Source organism: Parazoarcus sp. PS-13 R2A (assembly GCF_057621855.1).
In genome coordinates, this window is the sequence record NZ_JBYEXN010000006.1 from 83,753 (window position 1) to 102,309 (window position 18,557).

Consider the following 18,557-nt stretch of genomic DNA (forward strand, 5'->3'; position numbering starts at 1 on the left):
TCAAACCTCCTTTTCCATCAGTCTGAACAGCATGTGGGTGACTGCGCCGAATACCGTGAGGAATACGCCGACATCGAACAGCAGCGGGCTGCCCAGAGGAAGCCCGCCCGGGAACAGCCAGGCGCTGCCAAGGAAGGGCCGGCCGTCGGCGAGACCGAACAGGCCGGCGCCCGCGGCAAGCGCCAGGCCGGATCCGGTGATGACGCTGGGTTGAACGTGCAGCAGGCGGCGCGTGCAACCGACCCCGTAACCCAGGGCGAGGAGGACGGCGGCACAGACGGCAACCAGGCCGCCGATGAATCCGCCGCCGGGCAGGTTGTGGCCGCGCCACAGCAGCACGAGGGAAATCAGCAGCAGCAGGCCCGCGAGCGGGCGCAGTCCCTGGCGCAGCATCACGCTGCCGAACTCCGGGTTGCCCTCGTCGCCGCCGCGCTGCACATCGTTGTCAGGGCGCAGCAGCAGTGCGGCAGCCAGCGCAGCGAGCGCCACCACGAGGATTTCACCGAGCGTGTCGAAGGCGCGAAAATCGACCAGGATGACATTCACGACGTTGGCGCCGTGACCACCCGGCAGGCTGTTTGCCAGGTACCAGTCGGCGAGACCTCCGGGCAGTGGCTGGCCGATGGCGGTCAGGATGATCAGCGTCACCGCGATGCCGAAGCCTGCGGCGACGATCAGGTGCAGGCGGCGCCGTCGTGAATTGCGCCAGCCGATGATCTGTACTGCTGGCAGACCATTCAGCACCAGCGCCAGGAAGATCACGGTCAGGGTTTCGACCATGATCTGTGTGATCGCAACGTCCGGCGCGCCCACCGCCAGAAAGAACAGTCCAATGCCCAGTCCGCTGGCGCCGAGCGCAGTGATCAGCGCGATGCGGTCGCGCATCGCCGCGGCGCCTGCCGCGCCGAGCACCGCCAGCAGGCAGCCGGCAATCGCCAGCCAGGACAGTTCGCTTGTGGCGGGCAGACGCGCACCGTGCTTGCTGGCGAGCACGGTGCCGAGCAGGGCGAACACTGCAGTCACGAGGGCCAGAAGGGCGATGTGCTGACGCAATGAGCCATGCTGGAAGCGGTCGGCGACTTTTCCGGCGATGATGAAGATGCGCTTCAGCAGGCGATCCCACAGCAGATCGCCACTGATCAGCCACACACGTCGCCAGCGCGCCAGCCAGTGACGAACCAGGCGACGCTGCAGATAGATGAAGGCGCCGAGGCAGACCGTGATCACGCTGGCGACGACCGCCGGGGTGGTGCCGCCCCACAAGTACAGCTTGACCGGAACCGCGTCGCGGGCCACCGCCTGTACTGCGCTGTCAATCAGCCACACCTCTGCGATCCCGTTGAAGGCGCCGAGCAGGAAGCCGCCAATCGCCAGCAGCATCGGGCCCAGCCACATCAGCAGGCTGACCTCGTGCGGGGCGCGAGGATAAGCGCCCTGGCGGCCAAGGAAGGTGCGGATGAACACCAGGCCCGCGGCGGCCAGCAGGAGCGCATTGCTGACAATCATCACTGCTGTGCTTGCCCAGCCCAGCGGGCCCATCTCGATCAACCCGGTGTATTTGAACTCTTTTGCGATGAAGCCGAAAAAGGGCGGCAGGCCGGCGTTGGAGAAGGCGGCCAGTGCGACCGCGGCGCCGGTCAGCGGCATGAACCTGATCAGCCCGCCCAGGCGTCCCAGTTCGCGGGTGCCCGTTGCATGGTCGACGGCACCGACGGCCATGAACAGGGCCCCCTTGTAAAGCGAATGCGCCAGCAGGTAGATGGCGAATGCCTGGAGGCCGTAGGTGGTATTGGTGCCGATCAGCATGGTGAGCTGACCGAGGACCGTGACCGTGGTGTAGGCGAGGATGCGCTTGAGGTCGGTCTGGCGCAGCGCAAGTACGGCACCGACGAGGGAGGTGGCAGCGCCGACCACGACCAGGATGGTGCCCCAGCCGTCCTCGCCGCCCATCACCGGGTTCAGTCGTGCGAGCAGATACACGCCTGCTTTGACCATGGTGGCTGAATGCAGGTAGGCGGAAACGGGGGTCGGCGCCTCCATCGCGTTCGGAAGCCACAAGTGGAAGGGGACTTGAGCGGATTTGGTGAAGCAGCCCAGCAGCACCAGCACCAGGATGGCCGGATAGAACGCATGTCCCTCGATCGCCGCCGCCGACAGGGCCGAGAACTGCCAAGCATCTGCTGTGAGGCCGAGCAGGATCAATCCGGCGAGCAGCGCGAGCCCGCCGCCGCCGGTAATCAGCAGCGCCTGCAGCGCGGCGCGGCGAGAGGCTGCACGTTCGTGCTGAAAGCTGATCAGCAGGTAGGAGCTGACGCTGGTGAGCTCCCAGAACACAAACATCGCGATCAGGTCGTCGGCCAGCACCAGGCCGAGCATGGCGGCCATGAACGCAAGCAGGAAAGCGTAGAAGCGGCCGAGGTGATGGTGGTCGGACAGGTAGCTGCCGGCATAAAGAACAATCAGCGTGCCGATCCCGGTTACCAGCAGGCCGAACAGCATCGACAGGCCATCGAGACGGAAGGACAGGGCGACGTCGAGCGCAGGGATCCAGGCGACGGATGCGAGCACGGAATTGCCGCTGGCGACGGCCGCGATCTGGCTCAGCAGCCAGCCGAATCCGTACAGCGGCGCAAGCGCCAGCAGCCAGCCGGCGCGCGTGCCAAGCACCTTGCCCAGCCAGGGGGCGAGAAGCGCAGTCAGACCGATCAGGGCAAGCGCAGTGAGCATTGAGGCTCCACGAGTGGGCAGTCTTCTGCATCGGGCGCGACGTCGGTGGGCCGCAGGTCACGCCGTTGATCGTAGTGTTGGTGAATGACCCAAGACGATCGCGAGAGGTTCCCGCTATCGCGAGGGAGGTGTCACCGGGCCTTTGGGCAGGCGTCACATCTGCTTGCAGTGTGGGCGGGCTCTCATGCGGCGGTTCCGTAAAACCTGCTAAAATACGAGGCTTTTTTCAACATAGACCGGAGCTGTCCCCATGGCCATCGAACGCACCCTTTCCATTATCAAGCCCGACGCAGTTGCCAAGAACGTGATCGGCCAGATCTACGCCCGCTTCGAAGAAGCCGGCCTGAAGATTGTCGCAGCAAAGATGGTTCACCTGTCCGAGCTCGAGGCCGGCCAGTTCTACGCCGTCCACAAAGAGCGTCCCTTCTTCAAGGATCTGGTGTCCTTCATGGTTTCCGGCCCGGTGATGATCCAGGCTCTGGAAGGCGAGAACGCCATTGCCAAGAACCGTGAGCTGATGGGCGCCACCGACCCGAAGAAGGCCGACAAGGGCACCATTCGTGCTGATTTCGCCGATTCGATCGACGCCAACGCCGTGCACGGTTCCGACGCTCCGGAAACGGCTGCGAACGAAATCGCCTTCTTCTTCCCGGGCATGAACGTTTACTCCCGCTAAGCGGTCCATGCTTGTGGCCCGCTTCGCCCGCTTCGCGGTGATGCACCGCGAACCGCGCGTGCGGGCCGTTTGCATTGGAGGTAATGATGAATAAACCGGTCAATCTGCTCGATTTCGATGTCGATGGTCTCGTCGCCTGGTTTGCCGGGATGGGCGAGAAGCCGTTTCGCGCGCGCCAGGTGATGCGCTGGATGCATCATGAAGGCTGCGACGACTTCGACGCGATGACCGACGTGGCGAAATCGCTGCGGGCGAAACTCAAGGATGTTGCCCTGATCCAGCCGCCGGTGCCTGTACGGGATTCGGTATCGACCGACGGTACGCGCAAGTGGCTGCTCGATGTCGGTAACGCCAATGCGGTGGAGACGGTGTTCATTCCCGAAACCAGCCGCGGCACGCTGTGCATTTCCTCGCAGGCAGGCTGTGCGCTCGATTGCGCCTTCTGCTCCACGGGCAAGCAGGGCTTCAACCGCAACCTGAGCGCGGCCGAGATCATCGGCCAGCTGTGGCTTGCGAACAAGTTGCTGGGGGCGGCGCGCGACGAGGCAGCCGACCTCGAGTCGGGCGAGAAGGACAATGGCCGCATCATCAGCAACGTGGTGATGATGGGCATGGGCGAACCGCTCGCCAATTTCGACAACGTGGTGACCGCACTGCGCCTGATGCTCGACGATCACGCCTACGGGCTCTCGCGCAGGCGGGTGACAGTGTCGACCTCGGGCATCGTGCCCGCAATGGACCGCTTGCGCGACGAATGTCCGGTTGCGCTGGCCGTATCGCTGCATGCGTCCAATGACGCGCTGCGTGACCGTCTGGTGCCGATCAACCAGAAGTACCCGCTGCGCGAGCTGATGGCTGCTTGCGTACGCTATCTCGATCGTGCGCCACGTGACTTTGTCACCTTCGAATACGTCATGCTCGAAGGCGTCAATGACAGTGATGCGCATGCGCACGAACTGGTTGCGCTGGTGCGTGACGTGCCATGCAAGTTCAACCTGATTCCCTTCAACCCCTTCCCCAATTCGGGTTTTCTGCGCTCCCCGGCGGACCGCATTCGGCGCTTTGCAGGTATCCTGATCGATGCCGGTATCGTGACCACGACACGCAAGACGCGTGGTGACGATGTCGATGCTGCCTGCGGCCAGTTGGCCGGTCAGGTTCAGGACAAAACCCGGCGCACGGTGGTGCGCCTGAAGCAGTCGACGGAGGTTCGCTGATGACGTTCAGGATGTTGCCGCTGGTGTTACTGGTTTCGGTGCTTGGGCTGGGAGGCTGTGTCACGGCGCCGACTTCCAGCATTAGCGGCGATGCAGTCGGCGTATCGCGTCCGATGTCGGATGTTCAGCCGGCGGCCGGGCCTGATGCTCGCGCTCGCGTCCATGTGGATCTCGGTCAGGCCTATTTCGAGATCGGGCGCTATGACGTCGCGCTCGACGAGGGCAGGCTCGCCTTGGCTGAAAGCCCGTCTTATGCGCCGGCCTTTCATCTCCTCGGGCTGACCTACATGATGATCGACGAGAACGGCTCGGCTGGGGAGTACTTTACCCGGGCTCTCAATGCCGCGCCTGGCGATCCCGACTTCAACAACAGTTACGGCTGGTTTCTGTGCCTGCAGGGGCGTGAGACCGAGGGGCTGGAGCGCTTTGCCCGCGCTGCCCGCAACCCTTACTATCGTTATCCGACGCGCCCGTACACCAATGCAGGCCTGTGCAAACTGCGGCTGAACAAGGACGCGGAGGCGCAGCAGCAGTTCATGCTCGCGATACAGGCCGATCCTGCCAATGGCGAGGCGCTCTATCAGCTGGCTGCAATCGCGTATCGGCGGGGCGACTTTCAGACTGCGCACGAACAGCTCAACCGTTTGCATCAGCAGCTCAGGCCAACGGCTGCATCGGTCTGGCTCGGCTTGCGCACCGCGCGCAAGCTTGGCGAGCGCAATGCCGAGGCCAGTTACGCCGAACAGTTGCGTAGCCGGTTCGCCGACTCCGCGGAACATGTCTTGATGATGCAAGGGAAGTACGAGTGAGTAGCACGCAGTCCGAGACCGTCACGACGACGGAAACCGCACAGACGCCTGCCGGTACCATGCTGCGCAAGGCGCGCGAAGTGCGTGGCGAGTCGCTTGAAGAGGTCGCTCAGGCATTGAAGCTTTCGATGCGGCAGTTGGTTGCGATCGAGAGCGGGCATTACGAGATCCTGCCGGGGCCGGCATTCGTGCGCGGCTTCGTGCGCAATTACGCCCGGCATCTGGGGCTGGATCCGGAGGTGGTGCTGGCCGCGGTTGGGGCCGAAGCGTCCGCAGCAGTCGACTTGACGCCGGTTTCGAACGCCGAAGGCGACATGCCCGCCAATCGCGGATTCAAGTTCAACGTTGTGCCGGCGGCGGTGGTTGCAGGCCTGCTGCTGGTGCTGATTTCGGCCGGCGGGTACTTCGGCTGGTTCGAAACGCCGATGCAGTCCGAAGTCGACGTCATCGAGCCAGGCATGGCGCCCATGACGCAGAGCGAGGCGGAAGAAGCGCTGGCTGCGTCTGCGCCGGTCGCAGTTGAGCTTGATCCGCCGCTTGCCGAGCCCGCCGCAGCGCCGGTGGCTGTGCCGGAATCTGCAACGCCTCCGACGCCTGCTGCCGCGGCTGCACCGGTCGTGCCGCCAGTGGCCGATCCCGCCGTGTCTGCTGGTGCGCCGGTCGATGCTGCTACGCCTGCCGCCGATGCGCCACCGCCGCTACGCTTCGTGTTCTCCGGTGAGTCCTGGGTCGAAGTGAAGGACGCATCTGGCGCAATCCTGTTCTCGGGCATCGGCGTTCCCGGAAGCTCGCGGACCGTTCAGGGGGCGCCGCCGTTTTCGCTCGTGATCGGCAATGCGCGCAGCGTCCGGCTCGAATTCAACGGTAAACCGGTCGACCTTGTGCCTCACACCAAGGTTTCGGTCGCACGTCTCACGGTTCAATGACATGACGCAATCCAGCCTGATTTCCGCGCCCTCCCCACGCCGCAGCACGCGCCTGGTCCGTATCGGACAGGTTGCCGTGGGCGCAGGGGCACCGGTGGTGGTGCAGTCGATGACCAACACCGACACCGCCGACGTTCTCGGTACCGCGATGCAGGTGGCCGAACTCGCCCGCGCCGGCTCCGAGATGGTCCGCATCACGGTGAACAACGAAGAGGCCGCACGTGCGGTGCCGCATATCCGCGACCGCTTGCTGGCGCTGAACATGGATGTGCCGCTGGTGGGCGATTTCCACTACAACGGCCATACGCTGCTGTCGAAGCACCCCGCCTGCGCCGAGGCGCTGGCCAAGCTGCGTATCAACCCCGGCAACGTTGGTGCGGGCAGCAAGCGCGATCCGCAGTTCGCTGCCATCGTCGAGATTGCGTGCAAGTACGACAAGCCGGTGCGCATCGGCGTCAATTGGGGCAGTCTCGATCAGTCGGTGCTGGCGCGGATCATGGACGAGAACGCGACGCGTGCCGAGCCGCGCGACGCCGGTGCGGTCATGCGCGAGGCGCTCGTGGTGTCTGCGCTCGAATCGGCCGCGAAGGCCGAGGAATATGGTCTGGCGGGCGATCGCATCATCCTGTCGGCCAAGGTTTCGAGCGTGCAGGACCTGATTGCAGTGTATCGCGACCTCGCCGTGCGCTGCGACTATCCGCTGCACCTCGGGCTGACCGAGGCCGGCATGGGGAGCAAGGGCATCGTTGGCTCCACCGCCGCGCTGGCCGTGCTGCTGCAGGAAGGTATCGGCGACACCATCCGCATCTCGCTCACCCCCGAGCCCGGCGGCAGCCGCACTCAGGAAGTGGTGGTGGCGCAGGAGATCCTGCAGACCATGGGCTTGCGTGCGTTCACGCCGATGGTCACGGCCTGCCCCGGCTGCGGCCGCACGACCAGCACCTTCTTCCAGGAACTGGCATCCGGCATTCAGAACTACGTGCGCGAACAGATGCCGACCTGGCGTGACCAGTACGACGGCGTCGAGAACATGACGCTCGCGGTGATGGGCTGCGTGGTCAATGGTCCGGGCGAAAGCAAGCATGCCAACATCGGCATCTCGCTGCCCGGTACCGGTGAAACGCCGGCTGCTCCGGTCTTTGTTGACGGGCAGAAGACGGTCACCCTGCGTGGCGACAATATCGCCGCCGAATTCAAGGCGATCGTGGACGATTACGTCGCCACCCGCTACACCCGCAAGGCCGGTTGAACGCCGGCCCCGACAAGAACAAGACAACGACAAGCAGAATCATCAATGAGTCAGACCTTGCAGGCCGTACGCGGGATGAACGACATCCTGCCCGACGAGGCCGAAATCTGGGAACACTTCGAAGACATCGTGCGCGACTGGTTGCGCAGCTACGGCTACCGCCCGATCCGCATGCCGATCGTCGAGCCGACGCCGCTGTTCAAGCGCGCGATCGGCGAAGTGACCGATATCGTCGAGAAGGAAATGTATTCGTTCGAGGATGCGCTCAACGGGGAACACCTCACGCTGCGCCCCGAGGGCACTGCGTCCTGCGTGCGTGCCGCGATCCAGCACAACCTGGTGGCGTCGGGCGGCCCGCAGCGCCTGTACTACCACGGCCCGATGTTCCGTCACGAACGTCCGCAGAAAGGCCGTTACCGGCAGTTTCACCAGATCGGCATCGAAGCCCTCGGCTTTGCCGGTCCGGATATCGATGCCGAGCACATCATCATGTGTGCCCGGCTGTGGGACGACCTCGGACTCGAGGACGTCCGTCTCGAGATCAACTCGCTGGGCTCGGCCGAAGAGCGTGCCCTGCACCGTGCGGCGCTGATCACGTACCTCGAACAGCACCAGGAACGTCTGGACGAGGATGGCAAGCGTCGCCTGTACTCCAATCCGCTGCGCATCCTCGATACCAAGAATCCCGAGCTGCAGGACATCGTCGAGGCTGCGCCGAAGCTGGCTGACTATCTCGGCGACGAGTCGCGCGAGCACTTCGAAGCCGTGCAGGTGCTGCTCAAGGACGCCGGTATTCCGTACCGGATCAATCATCGGCTGGTGCGGGGCCTCGATTACTACAACCGCACCGTGTTCGAGTGGGTTACTACCCGGCTGGGCGCGCAGGGCACCATCTGTGCCGGTGGGCGTTACGACGGACTGGTCAGCCAGCTCGGCGGAAAGCCCCAGCCTGCAGCCGGTTTTGCCATGGGGGTCGAGCGCCTGCTCGCCTTGTGGAAGGAATGCGGCGGCGAGGCCGAGCGCGTGGTGCCCGATGTTTACGTCGTGCACATGGGTGACGAAGCGCGGCGCCTGGCCTTCCGCGCTGCCGAGGCGCTGCGTGGGCACGGCTTTGCGGCGACGCTGCACTGCGGTGGAGGCAGCTTCAAGTCGCAGATGAAAAAGGCCGACGGCAGCGGTGCTGCGGTCGCGCTCGTGATCGGTGAGGACGAGGCTGCGGCGGGTGAAGTGGGCGTGAAGCCCTTGCGCGGACGCGGTGCGCAGCAACGTGTAGCACTGGACCTGCTGGCTGAGACAGTGGCAGAGGTCCTGTTTAACGAAGAAGGCGACGAAGGGGCTGACAATGGCGGTGTATGACCTGGAAGAGCAGGAGCAGATTTCCGAACTGAAGGCCTGGTGGGCGCAGTATGGCAAGCTGGTGACGACGATTGCGGTGGTGGCTGCACTGGCATCGGTCGGCTGGCAGGTCTGGCAGTGGTATTCCAACAAGACTGCGGCCGAAGCCGGCGCCGTCTATTACAGCCTGCAGCAGGCCGCGGCCGAGCAGGATGCGCAGAAGGCACGTGATGCAGCCGGCCGTCTGATCGGCGACTACGGCAGCACCGCCTACGCGCAGCTCGGCGCCTTGCTTTCCGCCTCGGTGCAGTTTGCCAAGGGCGATCTGGACAATGCCCGCTCGCAGCTCGAGTGGGCCGCAGATGAAGGCAAGGACCCCGCATTGCGTGAGCTTGCGCGTCTGCGCCTCGCAGCCGTGCTGTTGCAGCAGGACGCGGCTGACAAGGCCCTGGCGCGGCTGCAGCCGGTTCCTGACAGTGCGTACAAGGCCCGTTTCGAAGATCTGCGCGGTGATGCGCTTGCCGCCCAGGGCAAGCCGGCCGAGGCTCGTGTTGCCTATCAGGCCGCGATCGATGCGCTGGCTACCGCTGGCGAAGAGGCGGTGACCCTGCGCGAGGTCGTGCGCATCAAACTTGAATCGCTGGAAGGTTGAGCCATGAAATTTTCATCCCTGCGCACCGTACCGCTGTTGGGCGCATTTGTGTTGCTTGCCGGTTGTTCTTCGCTGAATCCTTTCGCAAGCAGCGCGCCCAAGCCCGCAGAACTCGTCGACTTCAAGCCGACTGCCGGCCTGCGTGTGGTCTGGCAAGCGAGCATTGGTGAGTCCGGTCCCTATGTGTTCCATCCCGCCGTCGTGGGTGACAGTGTCTATGCGGCTGCCACCGATGGTGATGTAGCCCGCTTCGAGGCAGGGCGGGCAGTGTGGCGTACAGATGCCGACACCGACCTGTCTGCCGGCGTCGGCAGCGACGGCAAGCTTGCCGTGGTGGTGACGTCTTCGGGCGTGGCAATTGCCTACGATGCAGCCAATGGTTCGGAGCGCTGGCGCGCACCGATTGGTGCCGAAGTGCTGGCGCCGCCGGCGGTCAACGACGATGTGGTGGTGTTGCGTGGTTCCGATCATCGTCTGATCGCGCTCAATGCGCGTGATGGCAGCAAGCGCTGGGTCTATCAGCGCAACAATCCGCCGCTTGCCCTGCGCTCCTACGCGGGCGTGGTGCTCGAGGGCGGCGTGGCACTCGCCGGCTTTCCGGGCGGCAAGATGGTCGCGGTGAACCTCGCCAACGGCGGCGCGCTGTGGGAGTTGAGTGTGGCTTCGCCGCGTGGCTCGACCGAACTTGAGCGCGTTGCTGACGTGGCCGGAACGCCCGTCATCGGCCGGCGCGAAGTGTGCGCAGTGACCTATCAGGGGCGGGCCGCCTGCTTTGACGGCAGCAACGGCAATGCCCTGTGGTCGCGCGAGTTCTCGAGCAGCGTCGGCATGGATCGCGACGCCCGCTTCGCGATCATTACGGATGACCACGATGCGGTGAACGCGCTCGATGTCTATAGTGGTGCAAGCATGTGGAAGCAGGATGCACTGCTTCGGCGGGCGGTGTCGCGCCCCCTCATCGTCGGCGACTATGTCGTTGTCGGCGATGGCCAAGGATATATCCATCTGCTCAGTCGTGAGGACGGTGCCTTTGTGGCCCGTGACCGCGCCGACAGCAGCCCGGTGGTCGCTGATCTGCGACTGCTGGGCAGTGGTTTTGTGGTTCAGACGCGCGATGGCGATATTGTCGCCTACGACGTGCGTTAAGTCGGAATACGCTCAGTGAAACCTACCATCGTCCTCGTCGGCCGTCCCAATGTGGGCAAGTCGACTCTGTTCAACCGGCTGACCCGCACGCGTGATGCGCTGGTGGCCGATCAGCCAGGCCTCACCCGCGATCGCCACTACGGCATCGGGCGCGTCGGCGATCGTGACTACCTCGTCGTCGATACGGCCGGTTTCGATCCGGTCGCCAAGGACGGCATCATGCACGAAATGGCACGGCAGGCCGAGCAGGCAATCGCCGAGGCCGACGTGCTCCTGTTTCTGGTGGACGGTCGCGCAGGGCGTACGCCTCACGACGAGCAGATCGCGGTGCGCCTGCGGCGCTCCGGGCGTCCGGTGCACCTCGTGGTCAACAAGGCCGAAGGTCTGGAGCGCTCCCTCGCGTCCGCGGATTTTCATGCGCTTGGCTTTGGCGCGCCCTTGCCGGTGTCCGCGGCCCATGGCGATGGCATCAAGCAGCTCATCGACCTCGTGCTCGCGCCCTTTCCGCTGGACGATGAGCCCCAGTCAAGCGAGGACAGCGGACCGGCTGTCGCCATCGTTGGCCGTCCCAACGTCGGCAAGTCCACGCTGGTCAATACCCTGATCGGGGAAGAGCGCGTGATCGCGTTCGACTTGCCGGGCACGACCCGCGACGCAATCGCGATCCCGTTCGAACGCGGTGGCAAGAACTACACCTTGATCGATACCGCAGGTCTGCGCCGTCGTGGCCGCGTGTTCGAAGCGGTTGAAAAGTTCTCGGTGATCAAGACCTTGCAAGCCATCCAGGAGGCGAACGTCGCCGTGCTGGTGCTGGATGCATCGCAGGACATCTCGGACCAGGATGCGCATATCGCCGGTTTCGTGCTGGAAGCGGGGCGGGCGCTCGTTGTTGCGATCAACAAGTGGGATGCCGTCGACGATTATCAGCGCGACCAGCTCAAGCAGGAGATCACGCGCAAGCTGGGCTTCCTGTCTTTCGCCCGCTTTCACCAGATCTCTGCGCTCAGGTCCGACGGTGTGGGCGGGCTGCTGAAGTCGGTCGATGCTGCGTATGCCGCGGCGATGTCGAATCTGTCGACGCCTCAGCTGACCCGGATCATGCAGGCCGCCATCGCCAAGCAGGCGCCGCCGCGACATGGCACGTCGCGCCCGAAGCTGCGCTATGCCCACCAGGGCGGCATGAACCCACCGATCATCGTGATCCACGGAAATTCGCTGGAGAATCTGCCGACGTCATACGTGCGCTACCTTGAGCGTGCCTTCATGGAAGCATTCAAGCTGCAGGGTACCCCCTTGCGCATCCAGTTCCGTACTGCGCACAATCCGTATGCGACCAAAGCCTGATTGGCAAAATCCTTGTATCCACACCTGGATTTGGTCGCATACTGTCATGTGGCGGTGCAACAATAAATCCTATACATTCTTATAAACACAAAATATCGAGGTTCCACAATGAGTAATAAAGGGCAACTTCTACAAGACCCGTTCCTGAACACCCTGCGCCGTGAGCATGTCCCGGTTTCGATCTATCTCGTGAACGGCATCAAGCTGCAGGGCCAGATCGAATCCTTCGATCAGTACGTCGTACTGCTCAAGAATACCGTCACGCAGATGGTGTACAAGCACGCCATCTCCACCGTTGTACCCGCCCGTCCGGTGACCATTCAGCAGCAGGAGCCGGGCGAGGGCGCCAACTGATTTCCCTCCCGTTTTTGCTGAAGGGCCTGAACCTGTCCGCTGGGGTTGCGCACGATGTTTGAGCGTCCCGGAAGCGGCGAGCGGGCCATTCTCGTTCAGCTCGACCTGCGCCAGGGGGCGTTCGACGAGCGGCTGTCCGAGCTGAAGCTGTTGGCAATGAGTGCCGGCGCCAGCGTGGAGGCGGTCGTCACTGGCCGTCGTGCCGCACCGGATCCGGCGCTGTTTGCCGGGCGCGGCAAGGTCGAGGAGATCGCCGAGGCGCTGCGTGCGCACGAGGCCGATCTCGTCATCTTCAATCACGCCCTGTCGCCCGGTCAGCAAAGAAACCTTGAGCGTGCGCTGCAGCATCGCGTCGTCGATCGCACTGCGCTGATTCTCGACATCTTTGCCATGCGCGCGCGCAGTCACGAGGGCAAGCTGCAGGTCGAGCTCGCCCAGCTCAGCCATCTCGCGACCCGTCTGGTGCGGGGCTGGACCCACCTTGAGCGGCAAAAGGGCGGTATCGGTTTGCGTGGACCAGGGGAGACGCAGCTCGAAACCGACCGTCGCCTGCTCGGTACCCGTGTAAAAATGCTCAAGCTGCGCTTGAAGCAGATCGAGAAGCAGCGACGTACCCGTCGCCGTGCGCGCGATCGCCGCGATGTGCTGTCGGTGTCCCTGGTGGGTTACACGAACGCGGGAAAGTCCACGCTTTTCAATGCATTGACCAAGGCTGGCGGCTATGCCGCAGACCAGCTTTTCGCCACGCTCGACACCACTTCGCGCAGACTTTTTGTCGGCACGGGGAACGTCGTGCTGTCGGATACGGTCGGATTCATCCGTGACCTGCCGCATGCGCTTGTTGCTGCGTTCAAGGCGACACTCGAGGAAACGGCCCAGGCAGATCTTCTGCTTCATGTGGTCGATTCGGCGAGTGAAGACCGTGACGCGCAGATTGCGGCAGTAAACGACGTGCTGTCGGAGATCGGCGCTGCTGAAGTGCCGCAGATTCTGGTGTGGAACAAGATTGATCTCACCCACGCCGGGGCGGCAGTCGAGCGGGATGACTGTGATAGAATCAGGCGCGTTTTTTTGAGCGCAAGAACCGGCGAAGGGCTGGATCTGATTCGCGCTGCGCTGGCCGAGGCCGCGCAAGAGGCAGTTGCACCCGAACTAGAACAGCAAGCTGACTCCGTCAATAACTTTCCATTGCAACAGTGATAACAGGCATTCTCATGTCACTCAACGATCCACGCTGGGGTAACCGCGGAAACGACGGTGATCGCGGCGAAGGCAATCGCGGCGGTAACCAGGGACCTCCTGATCTAGAGGAAGTCTGGCGCGATTTCAATCAACGTCTTTCCGGCATGTTCGGCGGCAAGCGCAACGGGCGCAACAATGGCTCGGGCGGTGGCGGCGATGGTGGCGGTGGCGACGGCCCGCAACTCCCAAATTTCTCCTTCAAGCAGTTCGGTGGCGGCATCGGTGCCTTGCTGGCGCTGGTCGTGGTCGTATGGCTTGCGAGCGGTTTCTACACCGTAGATGCCAACCAGCGCGGCGTGGTCCTGCGTCTGGGCAAGTTCACCGAAACTACCGATCCCGGTCTGCGCTGGCGCTTGCCGGCACCGATCGAGACGCACGAGATCGTCGACTTGACCGGCGTGCGTACGGTGGAAGTCGGCTATCGCGGCTCCGAACGCAACAAGGCGCTGCGCGAAGCGCTGATGCTGACCGATGACGAAAACATCATCAGCATCCAGTTCGCGGTCCAGTACGTGCTCAAGAGCCCCGAGAACTACGTCTTCAACAACCGCTTCCCGGACGAGGCTGTTGCTCAGGTGGCCGAAACCGGCATGCGCGAGATCGTCGGCAAGAGCCGCATGGACTTCGTTCTGTACGAGGGACGTGAAGAAATCGCAGCGACGGCGCAGGAGTTGATGCAGGGCATTCTCGACCGCTACGAGACCGGCATCCAGATCAGCCGAGTGACGATGCAGAACGCCCAGCCGCCCGAGCAGGTTCAGGCTTCGTTCGATGATGCCGTCAAGGCCGGTCAGGACCGCGAGCGCCAGAAGAACGAAGGTGAGGCCTACGCCAACGACGTGATTCCGCGTGCCCGTGGTACTGCCTCGCGTTTGCTGGAAGAGGCCGATGCCTACCGCGAGCGTGTCATCGCAAACGCCGAGGGTGAGGCGAGCCGCTTCGACCAGGTGTTTACCGAGTTCAAGCGTGCGCCCGAAGTGACGCGTGAGCGCATGTACCTCGAAACGATGCAGCAGGTGCTGGCCAGTACCAGCAAGGTCATGATCGATGCCAAGGGCAACGGGAACATGCTGTTCCTGCCGCTGGACAAGATCATCCAGCAGGCCGGCACGACCGCGCCTGCTGTTGTGAATGACCCGCAGGTGACCCTGCCTGCAGCAACCAATGCACCGGCCGGCAGCCTGGACCCGCGTAGTCGCGACCTGCTGCGCAGCCGTGAGCGGGGAGAGCGTTGATGCGTGACAAGATGTCTCTGATTGGCGGCGTGCTGCTGTTTCTCGCAGCCGTTGCCTCGATGTCGCTCTTTACAGTCGATCAGCGTCAGTTCGCGATCGTGTTCCAGCTTGGTGAAGTGAAGGACGTCATCAGCGAGCCCGGCCTGAACGTGAAGTTGCCGCTGATCCAGAACGTACGTTATTTCGACAAGCGCATCCTGACCATGGATACGCCTGAGCCCGAGCGTTTCATTACGTCCGAAAAGAAGAACGTGCTGGTCGATCACTTCGTGAAGTGGCGCATCATCGATCCGCGTCTGTACTACGAGTCGGTGGCGGGCGATGAAGCGCGTGCGCGCATTCGACTGACACAGACCGTCAATGCCGGTTTGCGTGAAGAGTTCGGTAAGCGCACGGTGCACGACGTTGTATCCGGTGCGCGTGACCAGATCATGGAAGACATGCGGGCCAAGGCAGACCAGGATGCGCGCAAGATCGGCGCCCAGATCATCGACGTACGTCTGAAGCGGGTCGATCTGCCGTCGGAAGTGTCCGAGTCGGTCTACCGCCGGATGGAAGCCGAACGGAAGCGGGTCGCCAACGAACTGCGTTCGCAGGGTGCCGCCGAAGCTGAGAAGATCCGTGCAGATGCAGACCGTCAGCGTGAGGTGATCATCGCCGAAGCCTATCGTGATGCGCAGCGGACCAAGGGTGCGGGTGATGCCAAGGCGACGGCGATCTATGCCGAAGCCTTTGGTCAGAGTCCGGAGTTCTACTCCTTCTACCGCAGTCTGGAGGCCTACCGCGCCAGCTTCTCGGGCAAGGATGACGTGATGGTTGTCGATCCGAGTTCGGATTTCTTCAAGTTCATGAAGAACTCCAAGGGGACCGGGCGGAACTGATCTCCAATGGGTGCTACCCTGCTGACGGCCTTCGCGCTGATGTTGATCATCGAAGGCATCGTCCCTTTCGTCGCGCCAGCTACCTGGCGCGAAACCTTTTTACGTCTCGCCCGCATGGCTGACGGTCAGATCCGCTTTATCGGTCTGTCGTCGATGCTGGCGGGGCTGATCCTGTTGTACGTCTTTGGTTGAGCCTTTCATGCGCTGGGTATTGCCCGATCACATACAGGACGCTTTGCCGTCCGAAGCCGACAAGCTAGAGGGCCTGCGCCGCAAGCTGCTCGACGCTTTCCGCGTGCGCGGTTACCAGCAGGTCATGCCGCCGCTGCTTGAGTATCTCGATTCGCTTACCACCGGCGCCGGCCGCGACCTGCGTCTGCGTACGTATCAGCTGGTCGACCAGTTGTCGGGCAGGACGATGGGGGTGCGCGCGGACATGACGCCTCAGGTCACGCGTATCGACTCCCATCTGCTCAATCGTCAGGGGGTGACGCGCCTGTGTTACTGCGGCAGCGTGCTGCATACCTTGCCGTCGACGCTGACTGCGACCCGCGAGCCGCTGCAGCTCGGCGCCGAGCTTTACGGTCACGCCGGAATGGAAGCCGACATCGAGGTGTTGCGCCTGCTGGCCGAGGTGATGCGCCTGGCGGACGTGCCTGCGACTCGCATCGACATCGGGCATGTGGGCCTGTTCCATGCGCTTGCCGGGCGTGCCGGACTGGTGCCGGGGCGCGAGGAGATGCTGTTCGATCTCCTGCAGAGCAAGGATGTCCCCGGACTGCGCGAGATGCTGGTCGATGTTGCCGAGCCGGTGCGCAGCGCACTGCTGATGCTTCCCGAGCTCTATGGCGGGCCGGAAGTGATTGAGCTGGCTGCTGCCCGTCTGCCGAAGGATGCCGAGATTGCTGCCGCGCTCGACGATCTGCGTCAGCTGGCCGTTGCACTTGCCGATCTGCCGATCAGTTTCGATCTGGCCGATTTGCGTGGCTATCATTACCACAGTGGTGTCGTGTTCGCGGCCTACGGTGGTGGATCGCCTGCAGCGCTGGCGCTGGGCGGGCGGTACGACCGTGTGGCGGAAGCCTTCGGGCGCGCCCGGCCGGCGACCGGATTCAGTCTCGATCTGCGCGAACTGGCCTTGCGTCTGCCTGACCCCGATGCGATCGGTGCCATTCTTGCGCCACATGCGCAGGATGCGGCGCTGCTGACCGAAATTGCCGTCCTGCGAGAGCAGGGCGAAATCGTCGTGACCACACTGCCGGGTCACGATGGAACCTGGAACGAAGCCGGATGCGACCGGCAGCTTGTGATGCGGGGAGGCCGGTGGACGGTCGAGCCGCTTCAGGGAGAGTAAATAGATGTCGAAGAACGTGGTGGTTGTCGGTACCCAGTGGGGCGACGAGGGCAAGGGCAAGATCGTTGACTGGCTGACCGATCACGCCCAGGGCGTGGTCCGCTTCCAGGGCGGGCACAATGCCGGTCACACCTTGGTGATCGGTGACAAGGAATACAAGCTCAATCTGGTGCCGTCGGGCATCGTGCGCGAGGGTGTGGCCTGTTATATCGGCAATGGTGTGGTGCTGGACGTTCACCACCTGCTGTCCGAGATCGCAACGCTTGAGGCCGGTGGCATCAAGGTGCGTGAGCGCCTGCGCATCAGCCCGGGATGTCCGCTGATTCTTGGTTATCACTCGGCGCTGGATCGCGCCCGTGAGGCAAAGAAATCCGCGTGCGACAAGATCGGCACGACTGGCAAGGGTATCGGGCCGACCTATGAAGACAAGGTCGCACGCCGCGCACTGCGGGTGTATGACCTGTTCGATCGTGAGCGTTTCGCCGAGAAGCTCAAGAGCAACCTCGAATATCACAACTTCGTGCTGACCCAGCATCTCGGCGCCGATGCTGTCGATTTTCAGACCGTCTTCGACGAAGCGATGCGCGACGCAGAGAAGATCCTGCCGATGGTCGCCGACGTCTCGGCCGAGCTGTATGCGGTCAACAAGAATGGTGGCAGCCTGCTGTTCGAAGGGGCGCAGGGTACGCTGCTCGACATCGATCACGGGACTTACCCGTTCGTGACCTCGAGCAACTGCGTGGCCGGCCAGGCTGCAGCGGGTTCCGGCGTGGGTCCGGGCCGTCTGCACTATGTGCTGGGTATTACCAAGGCCTATTGCACCCGCGTCGGCGGTGGTCCGTTCCCGACCGAGCTCGATATCGACACCAAGGGTGTGCCGGGCGAGCAGATGTCGACCAAGGGGCGTGAGTTCGGCACCGTGACAGGGCGCAAGCGCCGCTGCGGCTGGCTTGATCTGGCTGCGCTCAAGCGTTCGATCATCATCAACGGTGTGACGGGTCTGTGCATCACCAAGCTCGATGTGCTCGACGGACTGCCGGAGCTCAAGCTGTGTACCGGTTACATGCTTGACGGAAAGCGTATCGATCTGCTGCCGATGGGTTCCGAAGAGGTGACCAGCTGCGAGCCGATCTACGAAACCATGGCAGGGTGGAGTGGCACGACTTTTGGTGCTCAGAGCTGGGATGCGCTGCCGCAGGAGGCACGTGCCTATCTGCACCGCATCGAAGAGATCTGCGAAGTGCCGATCGACGTGATTTCGACCGGTCCCGAGCGTGACGAGACCATTTTGCGTCGTCATCCCTTTGGTGCCTGAAAGCGCTGAATGTGAAGCTGGCCGCAAGGCCGGCTTCACCGGATGTTTGCTTCCGGTGCGCAGAAAAGAAAAAAGCCGACACAAGGTCGGCTTTT

Annotated in this window: 17 protein-coding genes; 16 read left to right on the forward strand and 1 reads right to left on the reverse strand. The window is 63.3% G+C overall.

Going from position 1 to position 18,557, the window contains the following annotated elements; all coding sequences use genetic code 11:
• Entirely contained in the window at positions 1–2,727 is a 2,727-nt protein-coding gene (gene mbhE / locus AC22G6_RS07870; RefSeq protein WP_487366327.1) for a hydrogen gas-evolving membrane-bound hydrogenase subunit E, read from the reverse strand.
• Positions 2,728–2,977: 250 nt separating this feature from the next.
• On the opposite strand from mbhE, the gene ndk reads away from it, so the two are divergent.
• From ndk to AC22G6_RS07950, 16 genes are all read left to right on the forward strand, one after another.
• The gene (ndk, locus tag AC22G6_RS07875) at positions 2,978–3,403 is read left to right on the forward strand and encodes a nucleoside-diphosphate kinase (protein ID WP_108950766.1); all 426 of its coding nucleotides are present in this window, start codon (positions 2,978–2,980) and stop codon (positions 3,401–3,403) included.
• Between the two features lie 86 nt (positions 3,404–3,489).
• The gene (gene rlmN / locus AC22G6_RS07880) at positions 3,490–4,620 is read left to right on the forward strand and encodes a dual-specificity RNA methyltransferase RlmN (RefSeq protein WP_487366328.1); all 1,131 of its coding nucleotides are present in this window, start codon (positions 3,490–3,492) and stop codon (positions 4,618–4,620) included.
• Positions 4,620–5,429, forward strand: coding sequence for a type IV pilus biogenesis/stability protein PilW (gene pilW, locus AC22G6_RS07885; protein ID WP_487366329.1), 810 nt, complete (start codon positions 4,620–4,622; stop codon positions 5,427–5,429). Before rlmN ends, pilW begins: the two co-directional genes overlap by 1 nt.
• Positions 5,426–6,355, forward strand: a complete 930-nt coding sequence (locus AC22G6_RS07890; RefSeq protein ID WP_487366330.1) for a helix-turn-helix domain-containing protein — start codon at positions 5,426–5,428, stop codon at positions 6,353–6,355. The genes pilW and AC22G6_RS07890 overlap by 4 nt, the downstream gene beginning before the upstream one ends.
• Position 6,356: 1 nt before the next feature.
• Positions 6,357–7,604 carry a flavodoxin-dependent (E)-4-hydroxy-3-methylbut-2-enyl-diphosphate synthase gene (gene ispG / locus AC22G6_RS07895; protein ID WP_487366331.1) on the forward strand — a complete coding sequence of 416 codons (1,248 nt, stop codon included), beginning with the start codon at positions 6,357–6,359 and terminating at the stop codon, positions 7,602–7,604.
• A 45-nt stretch (positions 7,605–7,649) separates the two neighbouring features.
• On the forward strand, positions 7,650–8,960 hold the full coding sequence (gene hisS / locus AC22G6_RS07900) for a histidine--tRNA ligase (RefSeq protein WP_487366332.1): 1,311 nt from the start codon (positions 7,650–7,652) through the stop codon (positions 8,958–8,960).
• Positions 8,947–9,591, forward strand: coding sequence for a tetratricopeptide repeat protein (locus AC22G6_RS07905; RefSeq protein WP_487366333.1), 645 nt, complete (start codon positions 8,947–8,949; stop codon positions 9,589–9,591). Before hisS ends, AC22G6_RS07905 begins: the two co-directional genes overlap by 14 nt.
• 3 nt (positions 9,592–9,594) lie before the next feature.
• Positions 9,595–10,737, forward strand: a complete 1,143-nt coding sequence (gene bamB, locus AC22G6_RS07910) for an outer membrane protein assembly factor BamB (RefSeq protein ID WP_487366334.1) — start codon at positions 9,595–9,597, stop codon at positions 10,735–10,737.
• A gap of 15 nt (positions 10,738–10,752) precedes the next feature.
• Positions 10,753–12,081 carry a ribosome biogenesis GTPase Der gene (gene der / locus AC22G6_RS07915; RefSeq protein WP_487366335.1) on the forward strand — a complete coding sequence of 443 codons (1,329 nt, stop codon included), beginning with the start codon at positions 10,753–10,755 and terminating at the stop codon, positions 12,079–12,081.
• A gap of 108 nt (positions 12,082–12,189) precedes the next feature.
• Entirely contained in the window at positions 12,190–12,435 is a 246-nt protein-coding gene (hfq, locus tag AC22G6_RS07920) for an RNA chaperone Hfq (protein WP_108950774.1), read from the forward strand.
• A gap of 54 nt (positions 12,436–12,489) precedes the next feature.
• The gene (gene hflX / locus AC22G6_RS07925; RefSeq protein ID WP_487366336.1) at positions 12,490–13,635 is read left to right on the forward strand and encodes a ribosome rescue GTPase HflX; all 1,146 of its coding nucleotides are present in this window, start codon (positions 12,490–12,492) and stop codon (positions 13,633–13,635) included.
• Between the two features lie 14 nt (positions 13,636–13,649).
• Entirely contained in the window at positions 13,650–14,912 is a 1,263-nt protein-coding gene (gene hflK / locus AC22G6_RS07930; protein WP_487366337.1) for an FtsH protease activity modulator HflK, read from the forward strand.
• On the forward strand, positions 14,912–15,793 hold the full coding sequence (hflC, locus tag AC22G6_RS07935; protein ID WP_108950776.1) for a protease modulator HflC: 882 nt from the start codon (positions 14,912–14,914) through the stop codon (positions 15,791–15,793). The genes hflK and hflC overlap by 1 nt, the downstream gene beginning before the upstream one ends.
• A gap of 6 nt (positions 15,794–15,799) precedes the next feature.
• Positions 15,800–15,985, forward strand: coding sequence for a DUF2065 domain-containing protein (locus tag AC22G6_RS07940; RefSeq protein WP_108950777.1), 186 nt, complete (start codon positions 15,800–15,802; stop codon positions 15,983–15,985).
• A 7-nt stretch (positions 15,986–15,992) separates the two neighbouring features.
• Positions 15,993–17,147, forward strand: a complete 1,155-nt coding sequence (locus AC22G6_RS07945; protein WP_487366338.1) for an ATP phosphoribosyltransferase regulatory subunit — start codon at positions 15,993–15,995, stop codon at positions 17,145–17,147.
• Between the two features lie 4 nt (positions 17,148–17,151).
• Entirely contained in the window at positions 17,152–18,462 is a 1,311-nt protein-coding gene (locus AC22G6_RS07950) for an adenylosuccinate synthase (RefSeq protein ID WP_108972958.1), read from the forward strand.
• Positions 18,463–18,557: the final 95 nt, after the last annotated feature.

Excerpts from the sequence above, each read along its gene's own strand:
- mbhE (WP_487366327.1), bottom strand. The coding sequence starts at position 2,727 with ATGCTCACTGCGCTTGCCCTGATCGGTCTGACTGCGCTTCTCGCCCCC.
- ndk (WP_108950766.1), top strand. The coding sequence starts at position 2,978 with ATGGCCATCGAACGCACCCTTTCCATTATCAAGCCCGACGCAGTTGCC.
- rlmN (WP_487366328.1), top strand. The coding sequence starts at position 3,490 with ATGAATAAACCGGTCAATCTGCTCGATTTCGATGTCGATGGTCTCGTC.
- pilW (WP_487366329.1), top strand. The coding sequence starts at position 4,620 with ATGACGTTCAGGATGTTGCCGCTGGTGTTACTGGTTTCGGTGCTTGGG.
- ispG (WP_487366331.1), top strand. The coding sequence starts at position 6,357 with ATGACGCAATCCAGCCTGATTTCCGCGCCCTCCCCACGCCGCAGCACG.
- hisS (WP_487366332.1), top strand. The coding sequence starts at position 7,650 with ATGAGTCAGACCTTGCAGGCCGTACGCGGGATGAACGACATCCTGCCC.
- AC22G6_RS07905 (WP_487366333.1), top strand. The coding sequence starts at position 8,947 with ATGGCGGTGTATGACCTGGAAGAGCAGGAGCAGATTTCCGAACTGAAG.
- bamB (WP_487366334.1), top strand. The coding sequence starts at position 9,595 with ATGAAATTTTCATCCCTGCGCACCGTACCGCTGTTGGGCGCATTTGTG.
- hfq (WP_108950774.1), top strand. The coding sequence starts at position 12,190 with ATGAGTAATAAAGGGCAACTTCTACAAGACCCGTTCCTGAACACCCTG.
- hflX (WP_487366336.1), top strand. The coding sequence starts at position 12,490 with ATGTTTGAGCGTCCCGGAAGCGGCGAGCGGGCCATTCTCGTTCAGCTC.
- hflK (WP_487366337.1), top strand. The coding sequence starts at position 13,650 with ATGTCACTCAACGATCCACGCTGGGGTAACCGCGGAAACGACGGTGAT.
- hflC (WP_108950776.1), top strand. The coding sequence starts at position 14,912 with ATGCGTGACAAGATGTCTCTGATTGGCGGCGTGCTGCTGTTTCTCGCA.
- AC22G6_RS07940 (WP_108950777.1), top strand. The coding sequence starts at position 15,800 with ATGGGTGCTACCCTGCTGACGGCCTTCGCGCTGATGTTGATCATCGAA.
- AC22G6_RS07945 (WP_487366338.1), top strand. The coding sequence starts at position 15,993 with ATGCGCTGGGTATTGCCCGATCACATACAGGACGCTTTGCCGTCCGAA.
- AC22G6_RS07950 (WP_108972958.1), top strand. The coding sequence starts at position 17,152 with ATGTCGAAGAACGTGGTGGTTGTCGGTACCCAGTGGGGCGACGAGGGC.